Annotated in this window: 21 protein-coding genes; 7 read left to right on the top strand and 14 right to left on the bottom strand. The window is 72.5% G+C overall.

What is annotated here, in order from left to right; translation table 11 throughout:
- Positions 1-1672 precede the first annotated feature (1672 nt).
- On the top strand, positions 1673-2545 hold the full coding sequence (locus GA0070609_RS28760) for a hypothetical protein (RefSeq protein WP_231928445.1): 873 nt from the start codon (positions 1673-1675) through the stop codon (positions 2543-2545).
- 134 nt (positions 2546-2679) lie between these two features.
- On the opposite strand, the gene GA0070609_RS28755 is transcribed toward GA0070609_RS28760, so the two are convergent.
- Positions 2680-3672, bottom strand: coding sequence for a D-alanine--D-alanine ligase family protein (locus GA0070609_RS28755; RefSeq protein ID WP_088996689.1), 993 nt, complete (start codon positions 3670-3672; stop codon positions 2680-2682).
- A 7-nt stretch (positions 3673-3679) separates the two neighbouring features.
- Positions 3680-4993, bottom strand: a complete 1314-nt coding sequence (locus GA0070609_RS28750; protein ID WP_088996688.1) for an aminotransferase-like domain-containing protein — start codon at positions 4991-4993, stop codon at positions 3680-3682.
- Positions 4994-5286: 293 nt separating this feature from the next.
- Between GA0070609_RS28750 and GA0070609_RS28745 the strand changes: the two genes are divergently transcribed.
- A complete protein-coding gene (locus GA0070609_RS28745) occupies positions 5287-5955 on the top strand; it encodes a GNAT family N-acetyltransferase (protein ID WP_088996687.1) in 669 nt (222 codons plus the stop codon).
- A 43-nt stretch (positions 5956-5998) separates the two neighbouring features.
- Here GA0070609_RS28745 and GA0070609_RS28740 read toward each other — a convergent pair whose 3' ends face one another.
- The 7 genes from GA0070609_RS28740 to murJ all read right to left on the bottom strand — a co-directional run bounded on the left by GA0070609_RS28740 (position 5999) and on the right by murJ (position 14497).
- Positions 5999-7162, bottom strand: coding sequence for an N-acetylmuramoyl-L-alanine amidase (locus tag GA0070609_RS28740; RefSeq protein ID WP_088996686.1), 1164 nt, complete (start codon positions 7160-7162; stop codon positions 5999-6001).
- 227 nt (positions 7163-7389) lie between these two features.
- Positions 7390-7713, bottom strand: a complete 324-nt coding sequence (gene trxA, locus GA0070609_RS28735) for a thioredoxin (protein ID WP_088996685.1) — start codon at positions 7711-7713, stop codon at positions 7390-7392.
- A gap of 34 nt (positions 7714-7747) precedes the next feature.
- Positions 7748-8701: a thioredoxin-disulfide reductase gene (trxB, locus tag GA0070609_RS28730; RefSeq protein WP_088996684.1), complete on the bottom strand. Its 954-nt coding sequence runs from the start codon at positions 8699-8701 to the stop codon at positions 7748-7750.
- A 181-nt stretch (positions 8702-8882) separates the two neighbouring features.
- The gene (locus tag GA0070609_RS28725) at positions 8883-9896 is read right to left on the bottom strand and encodes a hypothetical protein (RefSeq protein WP_088996683.1); all 1014 of its coding nucleotides are present in this window, start codon (positions 9894-9896) and stop codon (positions 8883-8885) included.
- Positions 9893-10666, bottom strand: coding sequence for an RNA polymerase sigma factor SigM (gene sigM / locus GA0070609_RS28720; protein ID WP_408630613.1), 774 nt, complete (start codon positions 10664-10666; stop codon positions 9893-9895). Before sigM ends, GA0070609_RS28725 begins: the two co-directional genes overlap by 4 nt.
- Before the next feature lie 43 nt (positions 10667-10709).
- Positions 10710-12311, bottom strand: a complete 1602-nt coding sequence (locus GA0070609_RS28715; protein WP_088996681.1) for a protein kinase family protein — start codon at positions 12309-12311, stop codon at positions 10710-10712.
- Between the two features lie 440 nt (positions 12312-12751).
- Positions 12752-14497, bottom strand: a complete 1746-nt coding sequence (gene murJ, locus GA0070609_RS28710; RefSeq protein WP_088996680.1) for a murein biosynthesis integral membrane protein MurJ — start codon at positions 14495-14497, stop codon at positions 12752-12754.
- A gap of 126 nt (positions 14498-14623) precedes the next feature.
- On the opposite strand from murJ, the gene GA0070609_RS28705 reads away from it, so the two are divergent.
- The gene (locus GA0070609_RS28705; RefSeq protein ID WP_088996679.1) at positions 14624-16084 is read left to right on the top strand and encodes a CCA tRNA nucleotidyltransferase; all 1461 of its coding nucleotides are present in this window, start codon (positions 14624-14626) and stop codon (positions 16082-16084) included.
- A 60-nt stretch (positions 16085-16144) separates the two neighbouring features.
- Here the strand turns inward: GA0070609_RS28705 and GA0070609_RS28700 are convergent, their stop codons facing one another.
- Entirely contained in the window at positions 16145-17659 is a 1515-nt protein-coding gene (locus GA0070609_RS28700) for a flotillin family protein (RefSeq protein ID WP_088996678.1), read from the bottom strand.
- 30 nt (positions 17660-17689) lie between these two features.
- A complete protein-coding gene (locus GA0070609_RS28695) occupies positions 17690-18211 on the bottom strand; it encodes a hypothetical protein (RefSeq protein WP_231928444.1) in 522 nt (173 codons plus the stop codon).
- Between the two features lie 118 nt (positions 18212-18329).
- Between GA0070609_RS28695 and GA0070609_RS28690 the strand changes: the two genes are divergently transcribed.
- Complete coding sequence (locus GA0070609_RS28690) at positions 18330-18734, top strand: hypothetical protein (protein ID WP_088996676.1); 405 nt, start codon at positions 18330-18332, stop codon at positions 18732-18734.
- 25 nt (positions 18735-18759) lie between these two features.
- Here GA0070609_RS28690 and GA0070609_RS28685 read toward each other — a convergent pair whose 3' ends face one another.
- Positions 18760-19215: a hypothetical protein gene (locus GA0070609_RS28685; protein ID WP_088996675.1), complete on the bottom strand. Its 456-nt coding sequence runs from the start codon at positions 19213-19215 to the stop codon at positions 18760-18762.
- A 49-nt stretch (positions 19216-19264) separates the two neighbouring features.
- On the opposite strand from GA0070609_RS28685, the gene GA0070609_RS28680 reads away from it, so the two are divergent.
- A complete protein-coding gene (locus tag GA0070609_RS28680) occupies positions 19265-19744 on the top strand; it encodes a methylated-DNA--[protein]-cysteine S-methyltransferase (RefSeq protein WP_088996674.1) in 480 nt (159 codons plus the stop codon).
- A gap of 123 nt (positions 19745-19867) precedes the next feature.
- Positions 19868-20791 (top strand): hypothetical protein, encoded by a 924-nt coding sequence (locus tag GA0070609_RS28675; RefSeq protein ID WP_088996673.1) that lies wholly within the window; start codon positions 19868-19870, stop codon positions 20789-20791.
- 68 nt (positions 20792-20859) lie between these two features.
- Here GA0070609_RS28675 and GA0070609_RS28670 read toward each other — a convergent pair whose 3' ends face one another.
- Positions 20860-21939, bottom strand: a complete 1080-nt coding sequence (locus GA0070609_RS28670; protein WP_088996672.1) for an inositol-3-phosphate synthase — start codon at positions 21937-21939, stop codon at positions 20860-20862.
- 23 nt (positions 21940-21962) lie between these two features.
- Entirely contained in the window at positions 21963-22601 is a 639-nt protein-coding gene (locus GA0070609_RS28665) for a PadR family transcriptional regulator (protein ID WP_088996671.1), read from the bottom strand.
- Positions 22602-22775: 174 nt separating this feature from the next.
- Here GA0070609_RS28665 and GA0070609_RS28660 point away from each other — a divergent pair, with 174 nt between their 5' ends.
- Entirely contained in the window at positions 22776-23240 is a 465-nt protein-coding gene (locus GA0070609_RS28660; protein WP_088996670.1) for a DUF5318 domain-containing protein, read from the top strand.
- Positions 23241-23375 lie beyond the last annotated feature (135 nt).

Raw genomic sequence — 23375 nt, 5'->3', positions numbered from 1 at the left:
GCCAGCGGCGGCGGAGAACGCCAGCGGCGAGGAGCCGCGCATCACGCCTCGGCCACCGCAACCCTTGACGGCTGGCGCTGGTCGCCGCCGCCGACCTGACAGAGGCGGCCCGGACCGTCTTTGGACGGAACAGCCGGCCTCGGGAGCGCCGCGTCGGGTTCACCGGCCAAGCGGTGCCGCTGCTACGGCGAGGTTGCGGCAGACGAACCGTGCCAACTCACGTGGCAGCTGTGACCGTCGTAATCGGCGGTGCCCTCGGCCTCCAGTCGTGGGCGACTCGCACGGTCCGTCGTGGGCCGAGGAGCCTTGGTTTCACGTGAAACGAGCGGGCACTCGACGGGAGACCGCGAGGGTTGCGCGGCCCGCACTGACACCCGACCATCAGCCCGCTGCCCGCTGCCCGCTGCCCGCTGCCCGCTGCCCGCTGCCCGCTGCCCGCTGCCCGCTGCCCGCTGCCCGCTGCCCGCTGCCCGCTGCCCGCTACCCGCTACGTACCGGCGCTGCGGCGCCGGCCGGCCGGGGACGCCGCGACTCGGGTGGGATGTCGCTACCCCAGCGCGGAAGCGCGACGGGCCTGCACGCCGGTGCCCCGTTGATGCGAGCAGCTCGACAGCGCCTGGATGGCACTTAGCCCTCGTCTGCGTCGCCCCCAGCTGACGTATCGCCGGTGCCGCTGTACGCCATCGCCGGAACGCTCGCACCGACTCCGAGAGCTCGCTCCGCCGCAACGGCGCTCACTCGCCACCGCTTCCGGTCCGGCCGGTCCGGGGCCGACGCTCAGGCGCCCATCCTTCGGGCTGATGCGCGGGTAGTGCGCCTGACCGAAGGACCGCCGCGTTCCCGGCCCCGACGGTCACCAATCGAGCGCCGACCGAGCCCGGACAGAGCCCCGACAGAGCCCTGACAGAGCCCTGAGCGGCAGCCGCCGGTCGAGCGTCGACAGAGCCCGACCGAGCCTGACCGACCCCGACCGAGCCCCGACCGAGCCCGACCGAGCCCCGACCGAGCCCCGAGCGAGCCCCGAGCGACAGTCGCCGGTCGAGCGCCGACAGAGCCCGAGCGCCGACCGAGCGCCGACCGAGCGCCGACAGAGCGCCGACAGAGCGCTGACCGAGCGCCGCGCGACAGGGGCCACCGGGTGCGGGCGAGCCGGTCTCGCCAGTCGAGTGCCGGCAGGCGCCGAGCGGCAGTCGCCGGCCGAGCGTCGGCGGCCGCCGACCGACAGTCGGGGGAGCCCACCCCGGCGGAATGCCGTCGACAGCATCACCTCACCGCGCCGCCGCCCAGTCGCCGGCCCGGCCGGCAGCTCACCCCGGCCGCCCTCGGCCGGCCTACACCCCGCCGGCCGAACCCACCGGCCGAACCACCGCCGGCCGAACCCACCGAGCCGCATCACCCTCGAAGCGACGCCGCCGCACCACCCTGCGGACACGCCAGAAGTTATCCACACCGGTTTTCCACAGGCAGCCCCGTTTCACGTGAAACCCCGTGTGGAACAAGGGGTGTGCCTGTGGATGACGGCGTGTGTTCGGCGTCTCGGCGACCTGTGGACAACCGATGATCGGGCTGCGGTCGGCCGTACCGACGATCGACGTCGGGCCGGGCGACCGGGCGGAAACGGCCGCTGATTCAGGTAGGGACAGCGGTGCCGGACTCGGTTAGGGTCAGCGTCGTGCAGGACACCCCTCCCTCAGTTCCGGACTTCACCCAGTGGCCGTCCTTCCCCTTCGAGGGCGACCTCCGGGTCAAGCAACTCGACGATCCGGTCCCGGTCGAACCGCCCCGCAAGGGCGAAGGGCTCCGGGAATGCACGGCCTGCGCCGCTCCCGACGACGCGTACATCTGGGTAAGTGAGCGTTGGCGGGTACGCGCCATGGACCGCCCCACCGGGCTGCCGATGGTGCTGATCCTCGAATCCCGCTCGCACCTCGATCTCGGCGACCTGCCCAACCTGCTCGCCGCCGAACTCGGCGTGATGACCGTACGGCTGGAGCGCGCGATCCGGTCGCTGGACGGTGTTGCCCGGGTGCACGTCAACCGGTGGGGCGACGGCTCCGCTCACCTGCACATGTGGTTCCTGGCCCGCCCGCACGGCCGGCTCCAGCTGCGCGGCACCTTCCTGCCGCTCTGGGACTCGATCCTGCCGCCGATCTCTGAGGCGCAGTGGCGGGAGAACCTCGCCCTGGTGGCCGCCTGGCTCGCCGAGTTCGGGGGCCGGCCGCTGGCCGAGCCTCCGCGCATCCAGTGGCAGGCGCCGTCCAGTCTCACCGAATCCCCTCCGGCGACCAGCGAGCGTTCGGACGACGAGCCCGTTTCAGTGATCGAGGCGGCGGAGGAGATCCCGGAGCCGGCAACCGGCAGCGACGCGGCGACGGCTTCGGACGCCGCGACCACCGACGCCGCGGCAGCCGACGAGCATGCCGGAGCCCGGCAGGGCGTCGCCGCCGCAGCGCCCACCAACGACGACGAGGGCGCCCCGCCCGCCCAGACCCTCGGGGCTGCCGCTGCGTCGGGCATCGGCAAGAGCCACTCGACGGACAAATAGTCGGCGTGCAGCCGCACACCGAGCCCGACGGCCTGGAACGGCGGCATGCGCGGCCGCGGCACCGGCCATCGGCCGCCCCGTCAGGCCACGGGACGTCGAGCGGCACCCTCGACGAAACGGCCGGGCAGGCTCGCTCAGGCGCGGGTCGCGGCCCGGGTCACCAGGGAGCCGAGCACCCGGCCGAAGTCCAGCCCGGCGGCCTGTACGGCAAGCGGTAGCAGGGAGGTCTCGGTCATCCCCGGGGAGACGTTGACCTCCAGCACGTGCGGCCGGCCGTCCGCGTCCACGATCAGGTCGACCCGACTCAGGTCGCGCAGCCCCAGTGCGGCGTGCGCGGCGAGCGCCACCTCGGCCACTGTGTCGGCCACCGCCGCGTCGAGTCGGGCGGGGGTGTGCCAGGTGGTGCGGCCGGCCGTGTACCGGGCGGCGTAGTCGTACACCCCGTTGCGCGGCACGATCTCCACGGCCGGCAGGGCGCGCGGGCCGTCACCCAGGTCGACCACGGAGACCGCCACGTCCATGCCGGGGACGTACCGTTCGACCAGCGCGGTGGAGTCGTACGCGAAGCAGCCGACCATCGCGGCCGGGAGGGCCGTGGCGTCCCGGACCACCGCGGCGCCCAGGCCGGAACCGCCCTGCGCGGGCTTCACCATCAGCGGCAGGCCCAGCCGGTCGACGATCCGGTCGAGCACCGCCACCGCACCCAGCTCGGAGAACCGGTCGTGCGGCAGCGCGACCCAGTCCGGGGTGGGGATGCCGGCCTCGCGGAGCACGGCCTTCGCCGACGGCTTGTCCCAGGCGAGCCGGGAGGCGCGGGCGTCGCAGCCGACGTACGGGACGCCGCAGAGGTCGAGCACCCCGCGCAGCGAGCCGTCTTCGCCGGTGGCGCCGTGCAGGGCGATCACCACGGCGTCGGGCGGGTCGGCGGTCAGCGCGGGCAGCAGGGCCACGTCGGCGTCGCGTAGCTCGGCCTCCACGCCCACGGCGCGCAGCGCGTCGAGCACCCGCCGGCCGGAGCGCAACGAGACGTCCCGCTCGTAGGAGAGACCGCCGGCGAGCACCAGCACGTGCAGGTCGGCGGTGACGGGGGGTACGACGGGATGTTCGGCAGCGGTGGTGGCGCTCATGCCGAAATCATGCCAAGTCAGGTCCCGGCGTGTCCGAACCGGCCTGCCCGCGCCGCACGCCGGGCCGGCCCACGGCACCGAAGACCTTCCGCATCGCGATGTCCTGCTCCATCACGCCGGCCAGCCGGCGCACGCCCTCCCGGATCCGCTCCGGGGACGGGAAGGAGAAGTTCAGCCGCATGTTGCCGCTGCCCGTGCCGTCGGCGTAGAAGCCGGTGCCGGGCACGTACGCCACCCGGGCGGCGATGGCCCGCGGCATCATCGCCTTGGAGTCCAGCCCGTCCGGCAGGGTGGCCCAGACGAACAGGCCGCCACCCGGGTTGGTCCAGGTGGTGCCCTCCGGCATCAGGTCCTCCAACGCGGTGAGCATCGCGTCCCGCCGCTCCCGGTAGACCTCCCGGTAGACCTTGAGCTGCTCCCGCCAGGGCATGGTCGACAGGTACGTGGTGACGGCCGCCTGGGCGTAGCCGCTGGGGCAGAGGATCTGCGCCTCGCTGGCGATCACCAGCTTGTCGCGGACGGCGTGCGGCGCGAGGATCCAGCCCACCCGCAGCCCGGGCGCGAAGGTCTTGGAGAACGTGCTCAGGTAGAAGACGCCGTCGCGCCGACGCGCGCGCAGCGGCGCCGGCGCCTCGCCCTCGAACCCCAACTGGCCGTACGGGTCGTCCTCGACCACGAGCAGGCCGGCGCGCTCGCAGATGTCGAGCACCCGCTCCCGCCGCTCCTCGGTCAGCGTGACGCCGGTCGGGTTCTGGTAGGTCGGGATGGTGTAGAGGAACTTCACCCGGCGGCCGGCGCGCGCCTGCTCGGCGATGGCCACCTCGAGCGCCTCCGGGATCAGCCCGTCGTCGTCCATCGGCACGTGCACCACCTGGGCCTGGGCGGCCTGGAACACCCCGAGGGCGCCGACGTAGGTCGGCCCCTCGGCGAGCACCACGTCACCCGGGTCGAGGAAGAGCCGGGCCACCAGGTCGAGCGCCTGCTGACCGCCGACGGTGACCACCACGTCCTCCGGGGAGGCGCCGCAGGCCGCGTCGATGCCGGAGAGCGCCATCACCTCGCAGATCCGCTCGCGCAGCTCCGGGGTGCCCTGCCCGATGCCGTACTGGAGGGTGGTGGTGCCGTGCTCGGCGCCGAGCCGGCCGAGCATCTCGCCGACCGCGTCCAGCGGCAGGGCCGCGATGTAGGGGGCGCCACCGGCGAGCGAGACCACCTCCGGCCGGCTGGCCACCGCGAAGAGCGCGCGGATCTCGGAGGCGGTCATGCCCCGGACCCGCCGGGCGTACCGGTCGGTGTAGTCGTCGAGTGTCGTGCCGGTCATGACATCACCTCGATGGCCGCTCGGGTGGCTTCCGTCCCGGGTACCCCGGACACCGGCGACCATGGGCGACAGGGGACGCCGACTGTCGATCGTAGTCGGCTCGCGCCCGGATGGCGTCGCCCCGGTGCCGGGCTTCCACATGCCGGACCTGGTGGGCGGTCACCCGGGAGTGGGGTTTCGCGCGTCCTCTCCCCTGACGTCCGTTCGCGGCGTACGATCGCTGGTCGGGGGCAGGAAGGCGGCGGGGTCGTTCCGTGCCGGTTCACCACCGAGCCTAGTGTGGGGATGCGCCAATGTCGCGACGTCTGGTCAGTCTGACCCTGGACACGCTGGAGGACCTGCCCCGCCCCTGCCGGCAGTGCGTCTTCTGGGAGCTCGATCCGGTCTCCGCGGACCGAGCCTGCGCGGCCGGTGACCCGGGTCTGGAGAAGGAGGCCTGGGTCTCCCAGACGCTGCTGGAGTGGGGTTCCTGCGGCAAGCTGGTCTACGTCGACGGCATGCCGGCCGGCTTCGTCATGTACGCCCCGCCCGCCTACGTGCCCCGCTCGATGGCCTTCCCCACCTCGCCGGTCTCGGCCGACGCCGCGCTGCTGATGACGGCCAACGTGGTCCCCGCCTTCGCCGGTGGTGGGCTGGGTCGGATGCTGGTCCAGGGCGTGGCGCGGGACCTCACCAAGCGCGGGATCAAGGCGATCGAGGCGTTCGGTGACGCCAAGTTCGGCGACGCCGAGGATCCGACCGGTGGCTGCCTGGCTCCTGCCGATTTCTTCCTTTCGGTGGGCTTCAAGACGGTCCGTCCGCATCCGCGCTTCCCGCGGCTCCGCCTGGAGCTGCGGACCGCGCTCAGCTGGAAGTCCGACGTCGAGTACGCGCTGGAGAAGCTGCTCGGCTCGATGAGCCCGGAGACCCTGCTGCGGCCGGTCCGGCCGGCCCCGGCCACCCGCTCCTCGATCGCTGGCTGACCACCGGAGCCCCGCCCGGCTCACCACCGGAGCCCCGCCCGGCTCAGTCCACCACCGTGCCGGCGGCCACCACCGCCCGCAGTTCGCTCACGTCGATCGAGCCGGTCGGCACGTCCCGCTCGATCGGGAAGTACATCCGCTGCACCCCGGCCACGATCGCCTCGACCACCCGGTCCCGGAACCGGGGATCCACCAGCCGGGCCCGGTCGGCCGGCGAGGTGAGGTAGCCGACCTCGACCCGGACCGCCGGCATCCGGGTCAGCCGCAGCAGGTCCCACGCCTTGGCGTGGGTACGGCAGTCCCGCAGCCCGGTGCGCGCCACGATCTCCCGCTGCACCAGCCCGGCCAGCCGCTCCCCGGTCGCCGAGGTCACGCCGTTGTTGGTGCCGTAGTGGTAGGTGGCGACCCCCTCGGCGGCCGGGTTGGCGTGCCCGTCGGTGTGCAGCGAGATGAACACGTCGGCACCGAGCGAATTCGCCAGCTGGGCCCGGTCGACGTCGGGCAGGCAGGTACGCGGCGACGGGCCGCGGGTCAGCTGCACCCGGACGCCGGACGCGGCGAGCCGCCCCTCCAGCCGGCTGGCCAGGTCGTGCACCAGGTCCGCCTCGGTCCAACGCAGCGGTCCGTCCAGCACCACCACGCCCGGGTCGGTGCCACCGTGCCCCGGGTCGATCACCACCGTCTTGCCGACCAGCGTCGGCCCGGACTGCCGGATCGCGTCCGACTCCCGCAGCCACTGCGGCCGGCCGCCGACCACCTTGCGGCCCAGCCGGCGTAGTGCGTTCATGGTGTGCGGGCCGCACGAGCCGTCCGGGGTCAGCCCGACCTCCCGCTGGAACTGGGCGACCGCCCGGGCGGTCCGGATGCCGTAGATGGCGTCCGCGCGACCCACGTCGTAGCCCATCTCCAGCAGCCGTTCCTGGAGCGACCGGACGTCCTCGCCGGTGAGCGGCTCGGGCACCGCGTGGTAGAGGGTGCGGGCGCCGAGCCGCCAGCGGGCCGCGTCGAGGGCCCGCCAGGTTTCCGCACCCACCCGACCGTCCACGCTCAGCCCACGGGACTGCTGGAAGGCCCGCACGGCCCGTTCGGTCTGGGGGTCGAACTCGTCGCCCGGCCCGGGCGACGGGCTGAGCAGGTCGAGGCCGGAGAGCACCAGACGGATCTCCGTCACCGCGGGTCCACGGTCTCCGGGTCGGATCGGACGCACGCACGACCCCCTCTGCGCGGATGCTGGCTGGCCGGGCCCCGCGGTCACCGGACCGCGACTGGCGACGGAGGTGCTCGCCTCGTTGACGGGTTGCCGGGGCGCCGGCCACCGGGCCCCGGCTTGAGGTTATGCGTTCTCCGAGGCCGAGGTGCGGCCGTCGGAGAAAAGACGAACCCCGCGCCCGGCATCAGCCGGGCGCGGGGTCGGAAAAGTGGTGTTTATGCTGCTCAGAGCGCGGATTCGATCAGCTTGACCAGTTCGCCCTTCGGCTTGGCCCCGGCGATCGACTGCACCGGCTCGCCGTTCTTGAACACGGTGAGGGTCGGCACCGACATCACCCGGTAGGTCCGGGCGGTCTCCGGGTTCTCGTCGATGTTGAGCTTGACGATGGTGACCTGGTCACCCATCTCGCCGGCGATCTCCTCCAGCAGCGGCGAGACCTTGCGGCACGGCCCGCACCACTCGGCCCAGAAGTCCACCAGCACCGGCTTGTCGGACTTCAGCACGTCGGCCGCGAAGCTCGCGTCGGTGACCGACTTGGTTGCACCCATCTATGACCCTCCTCCGGGATGTGTAACTGGTTGTTCAGCCCTGCAGCGTGGCGATGAAGCGTTCGGCGTCCAAGGCGGCCGCACAGCCGGTGCCGGCGGCGGTGATCGCCTGCCGGTAGGTGTGGTCGACCAGGTCGCCGGCGGCGAAGACACCGGGCACGCTGGTGCGGGTGCTGGGCGCCTCGACCTTCACGTACCCCTCGGCGTCGAGTTCCACCTGCCCCCGGAAGAGCTCGCTGCGCGGGTCGTGGCCGATCGCCACGAAGACGCCGGTGACGTCGAGCACCTTCGTCTCACCGGTGTGCACGTTGCGCAGCCGTACGCCGGAGACCTTGCCGTCGGCGCCGAGGATCTCCTCGACCACGGTGTTCCACTCGACCTTGATCTTCTCGTTGCTCATCGCCCGGTCGGCCATGATCTTGCTGGCCCGGAACGAGTCCCGGCGGTGGATGATGGTCACCGAGTCGGCGAACCGGGTGAGGAAGCTGGCCTCCTCCATCGCCGAGTCGCCGCCGCCGACCACCACGATGTTCTGGTTGCGGAAGAAGAAGCCGTCGCAGGTGGCGCAGGAGGAGACACCGTGGCCCAGGTACTCCTGCTCACCCGGTACGCCCAGCGGACGCCAGGCGGAGCCGGTGGCGAGGATGACCGCGCGGGCGCGGTAGGCAGTCTCGCCGACCCAGACCGTGCTGGTCGCCCCCGAGCCGACGTCGCCGGTGTCCACCAGCTCGACCCGGGTGACGTCGTCGGTGAGGAACTCGGCGCCGAACCGCTCGGCCTGCTTGCGCATGTTGTCCATGAGTTCGGGACCGAGGATGCCGTCGGCGAAGCCGGGGAAGTTCTCCACCTCGGTGGTCGTCATCAGCGCGCCGCCGGACTGCACGCCCTCGATGACCAGCGGCTTGAGGTTGGCGCGTGCGGCGTAGACCGCCGCCGTGTAGCCGGCCGGCCCGGAGCCGATGATGATCAGGTTGCGGACCTCGTCCACTGCCGTCTCCCGATTGTGTGTGTTCGCCATCGGCACGCGCACCGATGCCGATCCGAGTGCCGACGCCTCGGGGGTGCCGGCAGCTGACTTCCAGAACGTCATCGTACGAACCGGGGATTCCCGAGCCGGTCATCCGGTGGGTCAGGTCACGTGGACGGTCAAACGCCCGGTGGCCGCGATTTCACCCTACCCGCGTGCGGTACCGGGTGTCCGCGCCAGATCCGGGGACACCGCACTCGGGTCCGCTCACCCAGGCCCACCGGGCACCGGAACCGTCGGTGAAGCGCACCACCAGCGCCGGCTGCCCCAGGAACCGGGCGTAGTCGACCAGCTCGACCACCAGCGGCCCCGACCCGTGCTCGGTGCCGATGTCGCCGAGGCAGGCGGCCAGCGCGGCCTGGTCACCGAGCCGGTCGAGGTTGCCCGGGGCGGCCATCCGCCCGCCCTCCGCGTCCACGCCGGCCGGGGCGCCGCTGCCGAACGGCACGGCCTTCATCGTCGACAGGGCACCGCCGAGCGTCTGCGGGCTGTAGTCCGTCCCGCTGTGCAGCGGTGCGGTGGTGGCGCCGGCCACCACCGGACCGGCCACCTCCGGGGTGGCCCGGCCGGCGCTGTCGCTCAGCGCCGTTCCCGCCGCGCCGTCCTCCGCCCGGCCGCCGGCGAGCTGGTTCACCCCCAGCCCGACCGCGGCGATCGACACCGCGGCCACCGCGACCGGACCGGCGAGCCGGCTGAACCGGCGCCGCCGCCGGCCCGGGCCGGTCGCCGCGCCCCGCCCCGGTTCCGATCGAGGTACGCTGGCCGGCCGCCGTCCGGAGCCGCCCACCGGCTGCGCCGGCACGACCACCGGTGCGCCCCCGGAGTCCGGGTCGGCGGTGACCGGGCGCGACCTCGTCGCCGCGGCGGAGTCGGCCGGAGCATCGTCGGCCGGCACGTCGGCGGGCTGCGCGGCGAGGGCGGTCAGGATCCGGTCGGTCACCGCCGGCGGCATCGGCTCCGGCGACTCGCCCCAGCCGGCCAGGTCGGCGCGGACACCGGCCACCGCGGCGGCCAGCAGCGCGTACGCCTCGGACCAGGCCGGGTCCTCGGTGACCAGCCGGGCGACGCTTGCCTCCTCGGGGGTGCCGTCCAGCGCCCCGCCGACGTAGTCGGCGAGCAGGTCGTGGTCGACCTCGCTGAAGCCCCCGGCGCTCACGCGTCCTCCTGGTTGGCATCCCGCCGGGACCGTCCCGACCCCGATCCGACGCCCTCGGGAGCCCGGGGGTTCCCGAGGGTGACACCCGGCACGTCCGGCTCCGGCCCACCCGCCGGCGGTCCCGGCCGGGCGGCGGGTCGCGGCCGGAGGTGACCGAGCATCGTGGCCAGCCGCGCCCGGCCCCGGGCGCACCGGCTCTTCACCGTCCCCTCGGCCACGCCGAGCATCCGGGCGACCTCGGCCACGGGGTAGCCCTGGACGTCGACCAGGACCAGCGCCGCCCGTTGCTCGACCGGCAGCGCGGCGAGCGCGTCGCGGACGACCAGCGCGGTGTCGTGGTCCGGCGCCGGCGCGGCCGGCTCGACACCGCCGGTGGCCGAGCCGGACTCCCGGTCGCGCACCCCGTCCGGCAGCGGCACGGTCGGATGGGCCTGCCGGCGCCGGATCCGGTCCAGGCAGGCGTTGACCACGATCCGGTGCAGCCAGGTGGTGACGGCGGAGTCGCCGCGGAAGCGGGCCGCGGCGCGGTGCGCCGAGAGCAGCGCGTCCTGGAGGGCGTCCGCGGCCTCCTCCCGGTCGCCGAGGGTACGCAGGGCCACCGCCCAGAGCCGGTCACGGTGCCGGCGGAACAGCTCGGCGAAGGCGTCCCGGTCACCGGCCACGTGGGCGTGCAGCAGGTCCAGGTCGCTGGCCTCGGCCGGTGACGACGCGAGCGGCGGGCCACCCGTGGTGCCCGCCGACCCGTCCGCCCGCTCGCCGTGCCCGGTCATCATCGCGTCCGGCGGAGGCGATGCCCGGGGTGCGACGAGCGGCTCACGAACCCTGGACCTTGATCTCCTGCACGCCGAGCTTGTAGCCGCCGTCGCTGTCCGGCAGCTCGGTGATCCAGAACAGCAGGTAGCGGTACTTCTGCTCGGCGTCGAAGCCGGTGAAGGTCATGGTGGTGCCGTCGTGCTCCTCGAACGCCCGGCCGACCGGCTTCTGCTGGTATTCGGCGACGAGTTGGGCGTCGCCCGACTTGGTCGACGGGTGTTCGGTGGTGCCGTGGAAGAGCTGGGCGGAGGCGCCCTGGGCGGAGAGGAGGACCTGCACCGACTTCACGCTGCGCTCGGAGCCGAGGTCGACCCAGACCCCCATGCCCTTCTTGAGGTTGCCGAAGTTGGCGGCCCGCCGGTAGGTCTGCGTCTCCCAGCCCTCGTCCTCGTCACCGTCGAACACCTTGTCGGCGTCCTTCACCTCGGTCCGGTCACCGTCCGGGTCGATGATCTGGGCCTTGCTGATCTTGATCGGACCCACGGCGGGGGCCGGACTGGCGTCGTCGGCGGGGGCGCTGGAGGTGGGCTGGGCGACCGGGTTGGTCTGTGGATCCTTGTCGTCGCCGCCCAGCGCGCTGATGCCGATCAGCAGGCCGACCAGGGCGACGGCGAGCAGGCCGGCGATGCCGATGGCCACCTTGCGACCACCGGCGGCGGCCAGCGGCGACGGCTCGTCACCGGTGTCCGCGGCGAAGCGCAGCGGGCCGCTGTTGTCCAGGTAGTGGTCGTCGGCGGGCACGTCGAGTCGGGCCAGTTCCGCCGCCAGCACGTCCGAGGACGGCGGCGCGACCTCGGCGTCGAGCAGGTCCATGGTCAGGTCGTCGAGGTACGCCGGCACACCGGCCCGGACCTGCCGGGGAGCGGCGAGCGCACCGGTCGCGTCCCGGACGGCGTCGGGGATGGCGGCCCGCCCGTGGCCGGCGGTGGCGCCGCGCAGCGGGGCCTCGGCGTGCGGCCAGTGCCCGGTCAGCGCGAAGTAGAGGATGCCGCCGACCGCCCGGATGTCGCTCTCCTGGCTGTCGTCACCGTCGGTGCGGGCGTCGGCCAGCACCACCCGGCCGTCGTCGCTGATCATCACCGTGCCGGGGTGGACGTTGCCGTGCACCATGTCGGTGGCGTGCACGGCGGCGAGCGCACTGGCGACGGCGTTGCCGATGGTGGTGGCCCGGGCTCCGTCGAGCGGGCCATCAGCGGCCAGTTCGCGCAGCGACCGACCGTCGACCCACTCGCGGACCACGTACGCCCGCTCGCCCTCGTCGATCGCGTCGTAGACACCGACCAGGTTGGGGTGGATGACCCGGCTCGCCGCGACGGCGGCCTGGAGCATCTCGGTGGCGGAGTCGCCACCCGGGTAGCGCAGCACGACCGCGACGGGACGGCGCAGTACGACGTCGACCCCGCGCCAGACCAGCCGGCCCGCGCTGTCGTTGTTGATGTGCTCGACCAGCTCGTAACGCTCGGCGAGGATCTCACCGGCCGTGGGAGCACCGAAGGTCATGACCGGAGGAGCGCTCTCGTCCGCGTCCTGACCCTCGCCGACCTGGGTCACCCGTCCTCCCTCGGTGATCGTGTCGATCGATGGACCCGCGCTGCTGGGCATGTGGCTTCCCGCTCTGTCTTTCAAGGGCCGGCCGACCGGGGTCGACGCGAGCGCCGGTGCCTGCCGTACCCGTCGAGAGCGACCTTACCCGGCTGGACCGTCTCCCCGACATGTCATCTTCCCGCCGGACCCGGCGAGGGTTTCGGGAGTAGACGGGCTCGTCCGGTTACGACCGTTGTCGACCACGTTGCTGGCACATGTACTAGCCAATCTAGAGGTAGACCGCAAGGGCTCGACGCAGGGGCCGGACCGGTGTCGCGGCCACGCCGACGTCCCGGGGTTCCCCCACGATCGGGGCACCATACTCAGCCGTCCGGCTGGTTATCCACAGCCCGATCCGGTGACTGAGCGGGGAATCGCGGAGTTATCCACAGGCGCATCCCCAGGCTGGTGATCCACCGTCACGCACCGTACCGGCGGGTAGGGCCGGGCGGTGGGGCTCAGCGGCTCAGCCGGCGCCGGACCATCCCGACCACCTCGGTGATCTCACCGATCCGCAGCGCCATGGCCAGGCCGAGATAGGTCCCGCCGATCACCGCGCCGCCGATCACCAACTGGGCCAGCGCCTGCGCGCGGCTCGGCGTGTCGTCGCCGGGCAGCAGGGCGACCACCAGCAGGCCGACCAGCGCCGCACCGAGCGCGGCGACCGCGACCCGGGCCAGCGTACGCATGATCGCGCCGAGCCCGATCCGGCCGACCCGGGGCCGGAGCAGCCAGGCGGAGGCGATCGCCGCGGCCAGGTAGGAGATCGCGTTGCCGATCATCATCCCGGCGGCCGCGAAGTGGGCGGCGAAGGCGGCGAAGAGGATGATCTGGACGCCGATCCGTAACGCCACCACCGGAATGTTGATCAGCGCCGGCGTGCGGGTGTCGGGGAGCGCGTAGAAGGCGAAGGTGAACAGCTGGCTGATCGCGAACGGAACCAGCGCCAGCGCGGCCACCAGTAGCACCAGCGAGGTGTCGGCGGCGTTGTCGTCGCTGAACGCGCCGTAGCGGAACAGCGTCACCGACAGCGGCGTGGCCAGCACCGCGTAGCAGACGGCGATCGGGGCGAGCACCGCCGAGACGGTGCGGGTGCCCCGGGACAGGTCGGCGGCGAGGTCGGCGTACCGGCCGTCGGCGGCGGCCGCGCTCATCCGGGGCATCAGCGCGGTGATGATGGAGACCGCGATGATGCCGTGCGCCATCATCAGCAGCAGGAAGACGTTGTTGTAGATCAGCGCGCCGGCGTCCCCGTCGCCCGCCCGGTTCAGCAGGTTGAAGAGCACGATCAGGCCGATCTGGCTGACCGCGACGTAGCAGAACATCCAGGCGCCGAGGCGACCCAACTCGCGCAGGCCGAGGGCGCGGAAGTCGAACCGGAACCGCCACCGGAAACCGACCTTGCGCAGCGCCGGCAGCAGACCCGCGGCCTGGATCCCGACACCGAGCAGCGTGCCGCCGCCGATCAGCAGGATCCGCCCGGCGGTCATCTCCTCCGGGCGGATGATCTCCGCACCGAAGATCGCGATGTAGAGCCCGGCGGTCGCGATCACCACGAGGTTGTTCAGAATCGGCGCCCACATCGGGGCGGCGAAGTGCCCCCGGGTGTTGAGCACCGCGCTGATCAGCGCGCTGAGGCCGGTGAAGAAGATCATCGGCAACATCAGGTACGACAGGTAGGTGACCAGCTCGCGGTACTCGTCGCCGCGGTTGTCGCTGGTGTACAGCATGGTCAGCCACATTGCTGAAAGCGTCGCCAGCAGCGCGGCCGCGGCGAGAGTCACCACCGCGAGGGTGAGCAGCCGCTGGGCGTACGCCTGACCGCCGTCGGCGTCGGCCTTGCGCCGGCGCACCAGCACCGGGATCAGCACGCTGGTGAGGATGCCGCCGAGCAGGAACTCGTAGACCATCCCGGGCAGGATCTGGGCGGTGGTGTACGCGTCACCGACCAGCGCGCCACCCAGCGCGGCGGTCAGCGCCAGCGTGCGCAGGAACCCGGTACCCCGGCTGACCAGGCTGCCGATCGCCATCACCGCGCTGTTGGCCGCGGCGCTGCCCTCGGCCACCTGCTCCGGCGGCGGGGCGGTCGACTCCATCGCCGGCTGGTTGAGCGGCTCCGCCGAGATGAAGGTGGCGCCGTCCGCCGGAGGCCGACCGCCGCCGTCACCCGTGGCGTTCGCGCTGCGGTAGAGCCCGCCGCTCATCTTCTCGCCTCCAAGGGGTATTCGGAACCGGCACCGGCCCGCACGAGCATGACGATAGTCAACGCACACCCGCTACCCGCGCCCGGCGGAGGACATCCGCACCGGGACCGATAGGCTGGCGATCCCATGTCCGAAGCCTCCGCTCCCCGTGCCGCCGACCGCCGCGAACTCACCGCCGCGCAGCGCAACGCCGTCGCCGAACTGCTCCGGGTCTCGCCGGTCGCCGACGAGCTCGGCCGCCGGTTCGCACAGGCCGGTCACGAGTTGCACCTGGTGGGCGGCTCGGTACGGGACGCCCTGCTCGGCCGGCTCGGCGAGGATCTCGACTTCTGCACCGACGCGCTGCCCGACCAGACGCTGCGCATCGTCCGGGGCTGGGCCGAGTCGATCTGGGAGACCGGCCGCGAGTTCGGCACCATCGGCGCCCAGCGCGGCGGGCTGCGGCTGGAGATCACCACCTTCCGCGCCGAGGCGTACGACCAGGTCACCCGGAACCCGGTGGTCACCTACGGCACGGACCTGACCGAGGACCTGAAGCGGCGGGACTTCACCATCAACGCGATGGCGGTCAGCCTGCCCGAGCACCGGTTCACCGACCCGCACGGCGGGCTGGCCGATCTGGCGGCCAAGGTGATCCGCACCCCGGCGTCGCCGCAGGAGTCGTTCCGGGACGACCCGCTGCGGATGCTCCGGGCCGCCCGGTTCGCGGCCCAGCTGCGGTTCGCGGTGCACCCCGACGTGCACGCGGCGATGACCCGGATGGCCGCCGACCTGGACCGGATCACCGCCGAGCGGATCCGCGACGAGTTCACCAAGCTGCTCTGCGGCGCCGACCCGGTCACCGGGCTGCGGCTGCTGGTCGACACCGGGCTGGCCGACCGGTTCCTGCCGGAGCTGACCGGGTTGAAGCTGGAGATCGACGAGCACGCCCAGCACAAGGACGTCTACGAGCACACCCTGACCGTGGTGAGCAACGCCGTCTCGTACGAGGAGGACGGCTGCGACTTCGTGCTGCGGATGGCCGCGCTGATGCACGACATCGGCAAGCCGGCGACCAAGGCGGTCGGCCCGGACGGCCGGGTGAGCTTCCACCACCACGAGGTGGTCGGCGCCCGGCTCACCAAGGCGCGGATGAAGGCGCTGCGTTACCCGAAGGACGTCACCGCCCAGGTGACCGCGCTGGTCGCGCTGCACCTGCGGTTCTACGGCTACGGCCGGGGCGAGTGGACCGACTCGGCGGTGCGCCGCTACGTCGCCGACGCCGGTGACCTGCTGCCGCGGCTGCACAAGCTCACCCGGTCGGACTGCACCACGCGTAACCGGCGCAAGGCGGCCCAGCTCGCCGCCGACTACGACGCGCTGGAGGAGCGGATCGCCCGGATCGCCGCCGAGGAGGACCTGGCCCGGGTCCGCCCCGATCTGGACGGCAACGCGATCATGGAGTTGCTCGGCGTACCGCCGGGACCGGTGGTCGGACGCGCCTGGAAGCACCTGAAGGACCTGCGTCTGGAGCGCGGCCCGCTGGACCGCGAGACGGCCGAGGCCGAGCTGCTGCGCTGGGCCCGCGACGAGGGCCTGCGCGACTGAGCCGACGCGAAGGGCGCCGCCCCGATGCCGGGAGCGGCGCCCTTCGCCGTACGGTCGGCGCTACCTCGCCTCGACCGCGGTGCCGTCCACCGCCGGCTTGCCGTTGCCGGCCGACGACGCCGAGCCGAGCTTCGCGAGCAGGCCGGCCAGGTCGATGCCGGTCAGGTCGCTGCCGAGCTGGAGCCCCTGCGCCACGTTGCCGGCCACCGACTTGGTCAGCGAGGACGCCCCGTCGGTGGAGATGACGGTCATCTTGTCGATCGCGCCGATCGGGGCGCTGGCCGCCTCGACCACCTCCGGCAGCACCTTGACCAGCAGGTCCAGCACGGCCGCCTCGCCGTACGCCGCGAACGCCTCGGCCTTGCGGGCCATCGCGTCGGCCTCCGCCTGCCCCTTGGCCAGGATGGCCGCGGCCTCGGCCTGGCCCTCCCGCTCGACCGCCTCGGCGATCGCGGAGCGCCGCCGCTGCTCGGCCTCGCCCTCCTTGGCGCCCTCGATCGCGTTCGCCTCGGCCAGCGCGGCCCGCCGGGCCCGCTCGCCCTCACCGGTGAGCCGGGCCTGCTCGGCGGCGGCCTGGGCGGCGGCGATGACCGCCTGCCGCTGCGCGTCGGCGTTCAGCACCGCGGCGTTGCGGGCCGCCTCGGCCTCCTGCTCGACTTTGTACCGGGCGGCGTCCGCCGGCTTGCGCACCTCGGTGTCCAGCTGGCGCTGCTTCAGCTCGGCGTTGCGCTCGGCCACCTTCTGCTGCTCGGAGAGGATCGCCTGGTCCCGCTCGGCCTGGGCGAGCGGACCGGCGGCGGCGGACTTCGCCTTGGCCGCGTCGATCTCCGCCTGGATGGCGGCCTGCTTGAGCGCCAGGTTCCGGTTGGCCTCGGCGATCGCCTCCTCGGCGAGCAGCCGCTCCTGCTCCGCCTGCTGTCGCGCCCGGGCCTCCGCGATGGCCGCGTCCTTGAGCACCCGGGCCGCCTCCGGCCGGCCCAGGTCCTGCAGGTAGGAGCCCTCGGCCAGGATGTCCTGGAGCTGGAAGGTGTCCAGCACCAGGCCCTGGTTGGTCATCGAGTGCTCGGCCTCCTCGGCCACCGCGCTGGCGAACGCCGCCCGGTCCCGGATGACCTCCTCGACGGTGAGCCGGCCGACGATCGAGCGCAGCGCGCCGGCGAGCACCTCCCGGGTGAAGTCCTCGATCTCGTCCTGTTGGTGCAGGAAGCGCTGGGCGGCCGCGCGGATGGCGTCCTCGGTGCCGCCGACCTTGACGATCGCGACCCCGTGCAGCTCGGTGCGGATGCCCTGCTTGCTCACCGCGCCCTTGATGCCGACGTCGATCCGCCGGCTGGACAGGTCGAGCGACTGGAGCTTCTGTACCACCGGCAGGACGAAGACCGAGGCGCCGAGCACGACCTTCTGCCCGGACATGTCGGTCGACCGGGCGCCGTCGGCGGTCTGCGTGGTGCGGCCCTTGCGGCCGGTGACGATGAAGGCCTCGTTCGGCCCGGCGACCTTGATCCGGGAGAGCACGAAGAGGATGAGCACGAGGACGAGGAGGACCGCGCCGCCGATGGCGATGAGTAGGGGCATGTGACCGTCCCGTTTCTTTTATGAGGGGGTTCAGTAGGTCTCGACGTGCACGCTGGTCTCGCTCAGCGCTTCGACCACGAAGATCTGGGCGCCGACCGGGATCGGCCGGTCGGCCCGGGCGTTGAGCTTGACCGGCTGGCCGGCCACGCGTACCCGGACCTCGCCGTAGCCGTCGACCGGCACCGGGGTGACCACCAGGCCGAGCGCGCCGACCAGGTGGTGGCGGTTGGGGGTGGCGTCGGTCGGCATGTCGCGGGCCGCCCGGCCGAGCCGGGCCGCCACCCACGCGGTGGGCACGGCCGCGAGGAGCCCACCGGCCACCGCCACCGCGATCGCGCCGGTGGTGCCCCCGCCGACCAGTTCGTTGACGATCGCGGCGCCGAAGCCGAGCGCCCCGGTGAACCCGGCGACCGCCTCGACCGACACCGGACCGTCCAGTTCGGGTTGACCGAAGTGGAGCAGCTCGGTGCCGAGCAGGGCGAGCGCCAGCACTCCGACGCCGATGCCGCCGATGATGAGGAAGAGCAGGGTCCCCGTCGCCACGAACCGCACGGTATCGATCCCGCGCAACGTTCCGTCGGGTCGCGACGGTTGTCCGCGAACGAATCTAGCTGTTGACAAGATTGCGGCGATCGGCCAATCTTGACAATGACAAGACGGAGGTGTCCCCATGTCCGAGGCAACCCGCACCACCGCCGGCATCCTGCTGATCACCGTGGTCGCGGTCGCGTACGGCGGCCTCACCCTGCTCACCCACCTGGCCCGGCGTAAGGCCGGCTACCTGGACAACCCGGTCCGCCGGGGGCTGTGGACCGCCGGGCACGCCCACGCCGGGGTGCTGGTGCTCTTCGCGCTCGCCGTGCTGCCCTACGTCGACCAGGCCGACGCGTCCGACGGCACCCGCACGCTGATCCGGTCGCTCCTGGTCGCGGCGCCGATCCTGATGCCGCTCGGCTTCTTCCTCTCGGTGGTCCGACCGCAGGACACCCGGCCCAACAAGCTGATCTGGCTCACCGTGGCCGGCGGGGTCTGCCTCGTCGCCGGGGCGCTGCTGCTCGGCGTCACCCTGCTCTGAGTGCCAGCCGGCACCCGGGCCGGCGTCAGCTCCGGGCGGGCGGCCCTGGAACCCAGTCGCCCGCCTGCACGTGCCAGCCCGGCCCGACCGAAACAGGCCGCCGGAAGAAGGCGTTCGCCGGCGGAAGGGCGAGCAGGAGCAACGCGACCAGCAGTGCCAGCGGTACGCCGGCGCTCAACAGCACCAGCAGCGGTTCCAGCCAGTCGGGCATCCGCTCCCGCGCCAGCTCGCCGATCCGGTCCAGGTCGTCCGGAGAGTAGATGAAGGAGAGCGGCCGGGGCGTACGGAGGATGCCGACGGCGGCGCAGCAGACGAGGAACGGCCCGCAGGCCCAGGAGGCGACCCGGGCACCGTTCACGCCGGCGGCGGTGAAGCCGGCCAGCATCAGGAAGGCCACCGCGAGGAGAGCGGTGAAGAGGTCGGCCGCGAGCTGCCCGACGACACCGAACGCCGCGAACGCCACCCCGGTGGCGATGGTCACCTGGTGGCTGTCGGCGCGGTCTGTCGGACCGGTGGACGACAATGGGTGGATGCGTTGGACCGTGCTCGACTCGCCGATCGGGGAGTTCTCCGTGGCCACCGACGACGACAGCGTCCGCGGTACGCACTTCGGCCGGGTCCCCGGCGCCGCCGACGAGCCGGGCGACGAGACCTCCCGCCGCGCGGTCGCGGAGCTGCGCGCCTACTTCGCCGGCGAGTTGACCGAGTTCGGCCTGCCGGTGTCGGTGCCGCGGGGCTCCGACTTCGAGCGGGCGGTGTGGCGGGAGATGACCCGCATCCCGTACGGCGGCACGCTCACCTACGGCGAGGTGGCCCGGCGGGTGGGCGATCCCGGCGCTGCCCGGGCGGTCGGGGTGGCCTGCAACCGCAATCCGATCCCGGTCATCGTGCCGTGCCACCGGATCGTCGGCGCGGGCGGAAAGCTGGTCGGCTTCGGCGGCGGACTGCCGCGCAAGGTGAAGCTGCTGGAGATGGAGGCGGGGGTCGCCCTGCGCCGCGCCTGGTCCTGAATCCGATAGCGGCGGGATCGACCGCAACCTTCGCGGTTGGTCGGACGTCTTGCTGGCACAGAGCGACCTCGATCAGCCGTACCGACGGGGCGCCACTCGCACCCACGACACGGGGGATTCATCGTGAGCAATGACCAGGACCACGCCGTCGACCGTCGTCACCTGCTGCGCAGGGCGGGCACCGTCGCCGCCGGCCTCGCCGGCGCCGCCGCAGTGGGCGCGGCCGCCGCCGGCCCGGCGCAGGCCGCGCCGGGCGACCCCGTGCTGCAGGGGCGCGTCAACGAGGCGGGCACGCCCACCACGCTGCGCGGCGGCTCTCTCACCTCCGCGCCGCTGCGGCTGGAGAACACCGCCGTCGAGGCCGACCCGGACGGCATCCCGTTCTCCGGTCCGGCCCTGCGGCTGACGCCGACCGGGCGGGGCCTCGGCTGGAAATCCGAGGTGGGCTCGGTGTCGATGGACACCTCCGGAACGATCTGGGCGGTCACCAGCCCCGGCCTGCCACCCATGGAGGGCAACTTCGTCGAGTACGTCCGGACGAACGCCAACTCGAACGAGCTGGTGCCGGTCGTGCCGCAGCGCGTGATCGACACCCGGACCGCCGCCGGTCGGGCCCGCATCGTGAACGCCGCCGGCAACCTGGACAGCGCGGGCCGGCTGCTGCGCGGCCGCACGATCCAGGTCAACCTGGACGACTACGTACACCTGGGCGAGGCCGTGTACGGCAACGTGACCGTCACCGGCGCGCTCGCCGCCGGTTTCCTGCAGATCTACCCGGACCCGGGCCAGCGTCCGCCGGCCTTCTCGACGATCAACTTCCAGGCCGGCCAGACCCTGTCGAACTTCTTCCTGACCGGGATCAACCCGCTGGTCGACCAGATCTCCGTGCACGCGCAGCAGACCACCCACGTGATCCTGGACGTGGTCGCGTTCGTCGTCTCGGCAGGCAGCGTCAACCCGTCGATTCTGCCCTCCACCGGCGAATTGGTGGCGGAGGACCGGCGGGCGCGGCTGGCCCGGCGGACCAAGCCGTCCTGGGCGAAGTAGCCGGCGCGTACGCGACGAGGGCCGGGTCCGTGCGGACCCGGCCCTCGTCGGTGCTGCTGGTCAGCGCGTCAGCGCTCGACCTCACCGGCGATGAACGCCTCGACGGCGGCGTGCGCGTCGTGGTCGGCGTACTGCACCGGCGGGGACTTCATGAAGTACGACGAGGCCGACAGGATCGGGCCGCCGATCTTCCGGTCCAGCGCGATCTTCGCGGCCCGGACCGCGTCGATGATGACGCCGGCCGAGTTCGGCGAGTCCCACACCTCGAGCTTGAGCTCGGCGTTGAGCGGGGTGTCACCGAACGAGCGGCCCTCCAGCCGGATGTACGCCCACTTGCGGTCGTCCAGCCACGGCACGTGGTCGGACGGGCCGATGTGCACGTCGCTCTTGCTCATCTCGTGCGGGATCTGGGAGGTCACCGACTGGGTCTTCGAGATCTTCTTCGAGACCAGGCGGTTGCGCTCCAGCATGTTCATGAAGTCCATGTTGCCGCCGAAGTTGAGCTGGTACGTGCGCAGCAGCTCGACACCGCGGTCCTCGAAGAGCTTCGCCAGGGCCCGGTGCACGATGGTGGCGCCGACCTGGCTCTTGATGTCGTCACCGACGATCGGCAGGCCCGCGTCGGTGAACTTCTTCGCCCACTCCGGGTCGGAGGCGATGAAGACCGGCAGGGCGTTCACGAACGCGCAGCCGGCGTCGATCGCGGCCTGGGCGTAGAACTTGTCGGCCTGCTCGGAGCCGACCGGCAGGTAGGAGACGACGACGTCGACCTGGGCGTCACGCAGCGCCTTGGCCACGTCGACCGGCTCGACGTCCGATTCCTCGATGATCTCGCGGTAGTACTGCCCGAGACCGTCGAAGGTCGGGCCGCGCTGCACGGTGACGCCGGTCGGCGGCACGTCGCAGAGCTTGATGGTGTTGTTCTCGCTGGCGACGATCGCCTCGGCGAGGTCCATGCCCACCTTCTTGGCGTCCACGTCGAACGCCGCGACGAACTGCACGTCCGAAACGTGGTAGTCGCCGAAGGTGACGTGCATGAGACCCGGGACGCGGTCGTTCGGGTCGGCGTTCCGGTAGTACTCCACGCCCTGTACCAGGGACGAGGCGCAGTTCCCCACACCGACGATGGCGACGCGGACGGAGCCCATAGCGTCTGCCTCCTTCTTCTTCATCACGGCCGCTCTTTCCTGGACTCTCCAGGCGGAGGCGGGCTGGTGTCTTCTCGTCGGCCGCCGGCCGTCCCGGGCTGCGGGACCGTCGGGGCACGGCCGGAGCGCTCGTTGGCGATGAGCTCCTCCAGCCAGCGAACCTCGCGCTCACAGGCCTCCAGCCCGTGGCGCTGCAGTTCCAGGGTGTACGCGTCGAGGCGCTCGGCCGCCCGGCCGAGCACGTCACGAAGCCCTTCGCGACGTTCCTCGATCTTTCGCCGGCGACCCTCCAGGATGCGCAGTCGGGTCGCCTGGTCGGTCCGGGCGAAGAACGCGAAGTGCACACCGAAGCCCGTGTCGTCGTACGTCTCGGGCCCGGCCTGCGCGATGAGTTGGGCGAAGCGTTCCTTGCCCTCCGCGGTGATTTTGTAGACCACCCGACCTCGTCGGCTGGTCAGCGCGGGAACCTCTTCGGCGGTGGCGGGTGTCTCGGCGGCCTCGGCGATCCAGCCCGCCGCCTGGAGCCGCCGCAGGGTCGGGTAGAGCGAGCCGTAGCTGATCGCCGCCCGGATGGCCCCGAGCTTCGCGGTCAACTCCTTGCGCAGCTCGTAGCCGTGCATCGGAGACTCCTGCAACAGGCCGAGGATGGCGAGTTCGAGCACGGACCATCCTTCCCTTACCCTGTGCGGGGAGTGCTAACCGCCGCGATGTATCGGACCGATACATCGCACGCTAGCGGTTCACCGCGATCAGGGCAAACCCCCAATCCGAGTTCCTGCCGTCACGCATGGTCACCACGGTCGCCTCGTCAGGCCAGACCGCGTACCCTTCTCCGCATGCGTACGCAGCGCCAGGTCGTCGACTACTCGCTTCAGAAGCGAGCGGTGCTGCGTGAGCTCCTCGCCGGGCGGGTCGGCACCTACGACGTCTGCGACGCCTCGCCGTACCTGAAGAACGCTGCTCGGTTCCACGGCGAGCCGACCGACGAGCGGTGCCCGATCTGCCGGAGCGAGAACCTGATCCACGTCCACTACATTTACGGGGACGAACTCAAGCAGTCCGCCGGCCAGGCCCGCACCCTGGCGGAACTGCCCGTGCTGGCGATGACGCTGCGTGAGTTCCAGGTTTTCGTGGTGGAGGTGTGCCTCGGCTGTGACTGGAACCATCTCGTCGAGCAGTTCCTGCTCGGGCGGGACGGGCTGACCGGCGGCAACGAGGGCGGGCCGGACCAGGACGTGGTGGGCGGCAACGCCGCGGCCGCCGCGCCGGCCAATCGACGGAGGCGAGAGGCGCAACGGTGATCCCAGCTGGATCGGTTGATCCCGGGCAGGAGTGCTGGGGCGACCGACAGCTCCTCGGTCCGAATGGCCCGATTGATCCGGAACTGACACCGGCTGGTCGGCACGCGTGTGCCGCCGTGGCGGGTGTCTCAACTC

It is taken from the genome of Micromonospora echinaurantiaca (genome assembly GCF_900090235.1).
Taxonomy (GTDB): domain Bacteria; phylum Actinomycetota; class Actinomycetes; order Mycobacteriales; family Micromonosporaceae; genus Micromonospora; species Micromonospora echinaurantiaca.
Note: the sequence above shows the minus strand (reverse complement) of the source record. Positions and strands in the feature narration are given on the sequence as shown.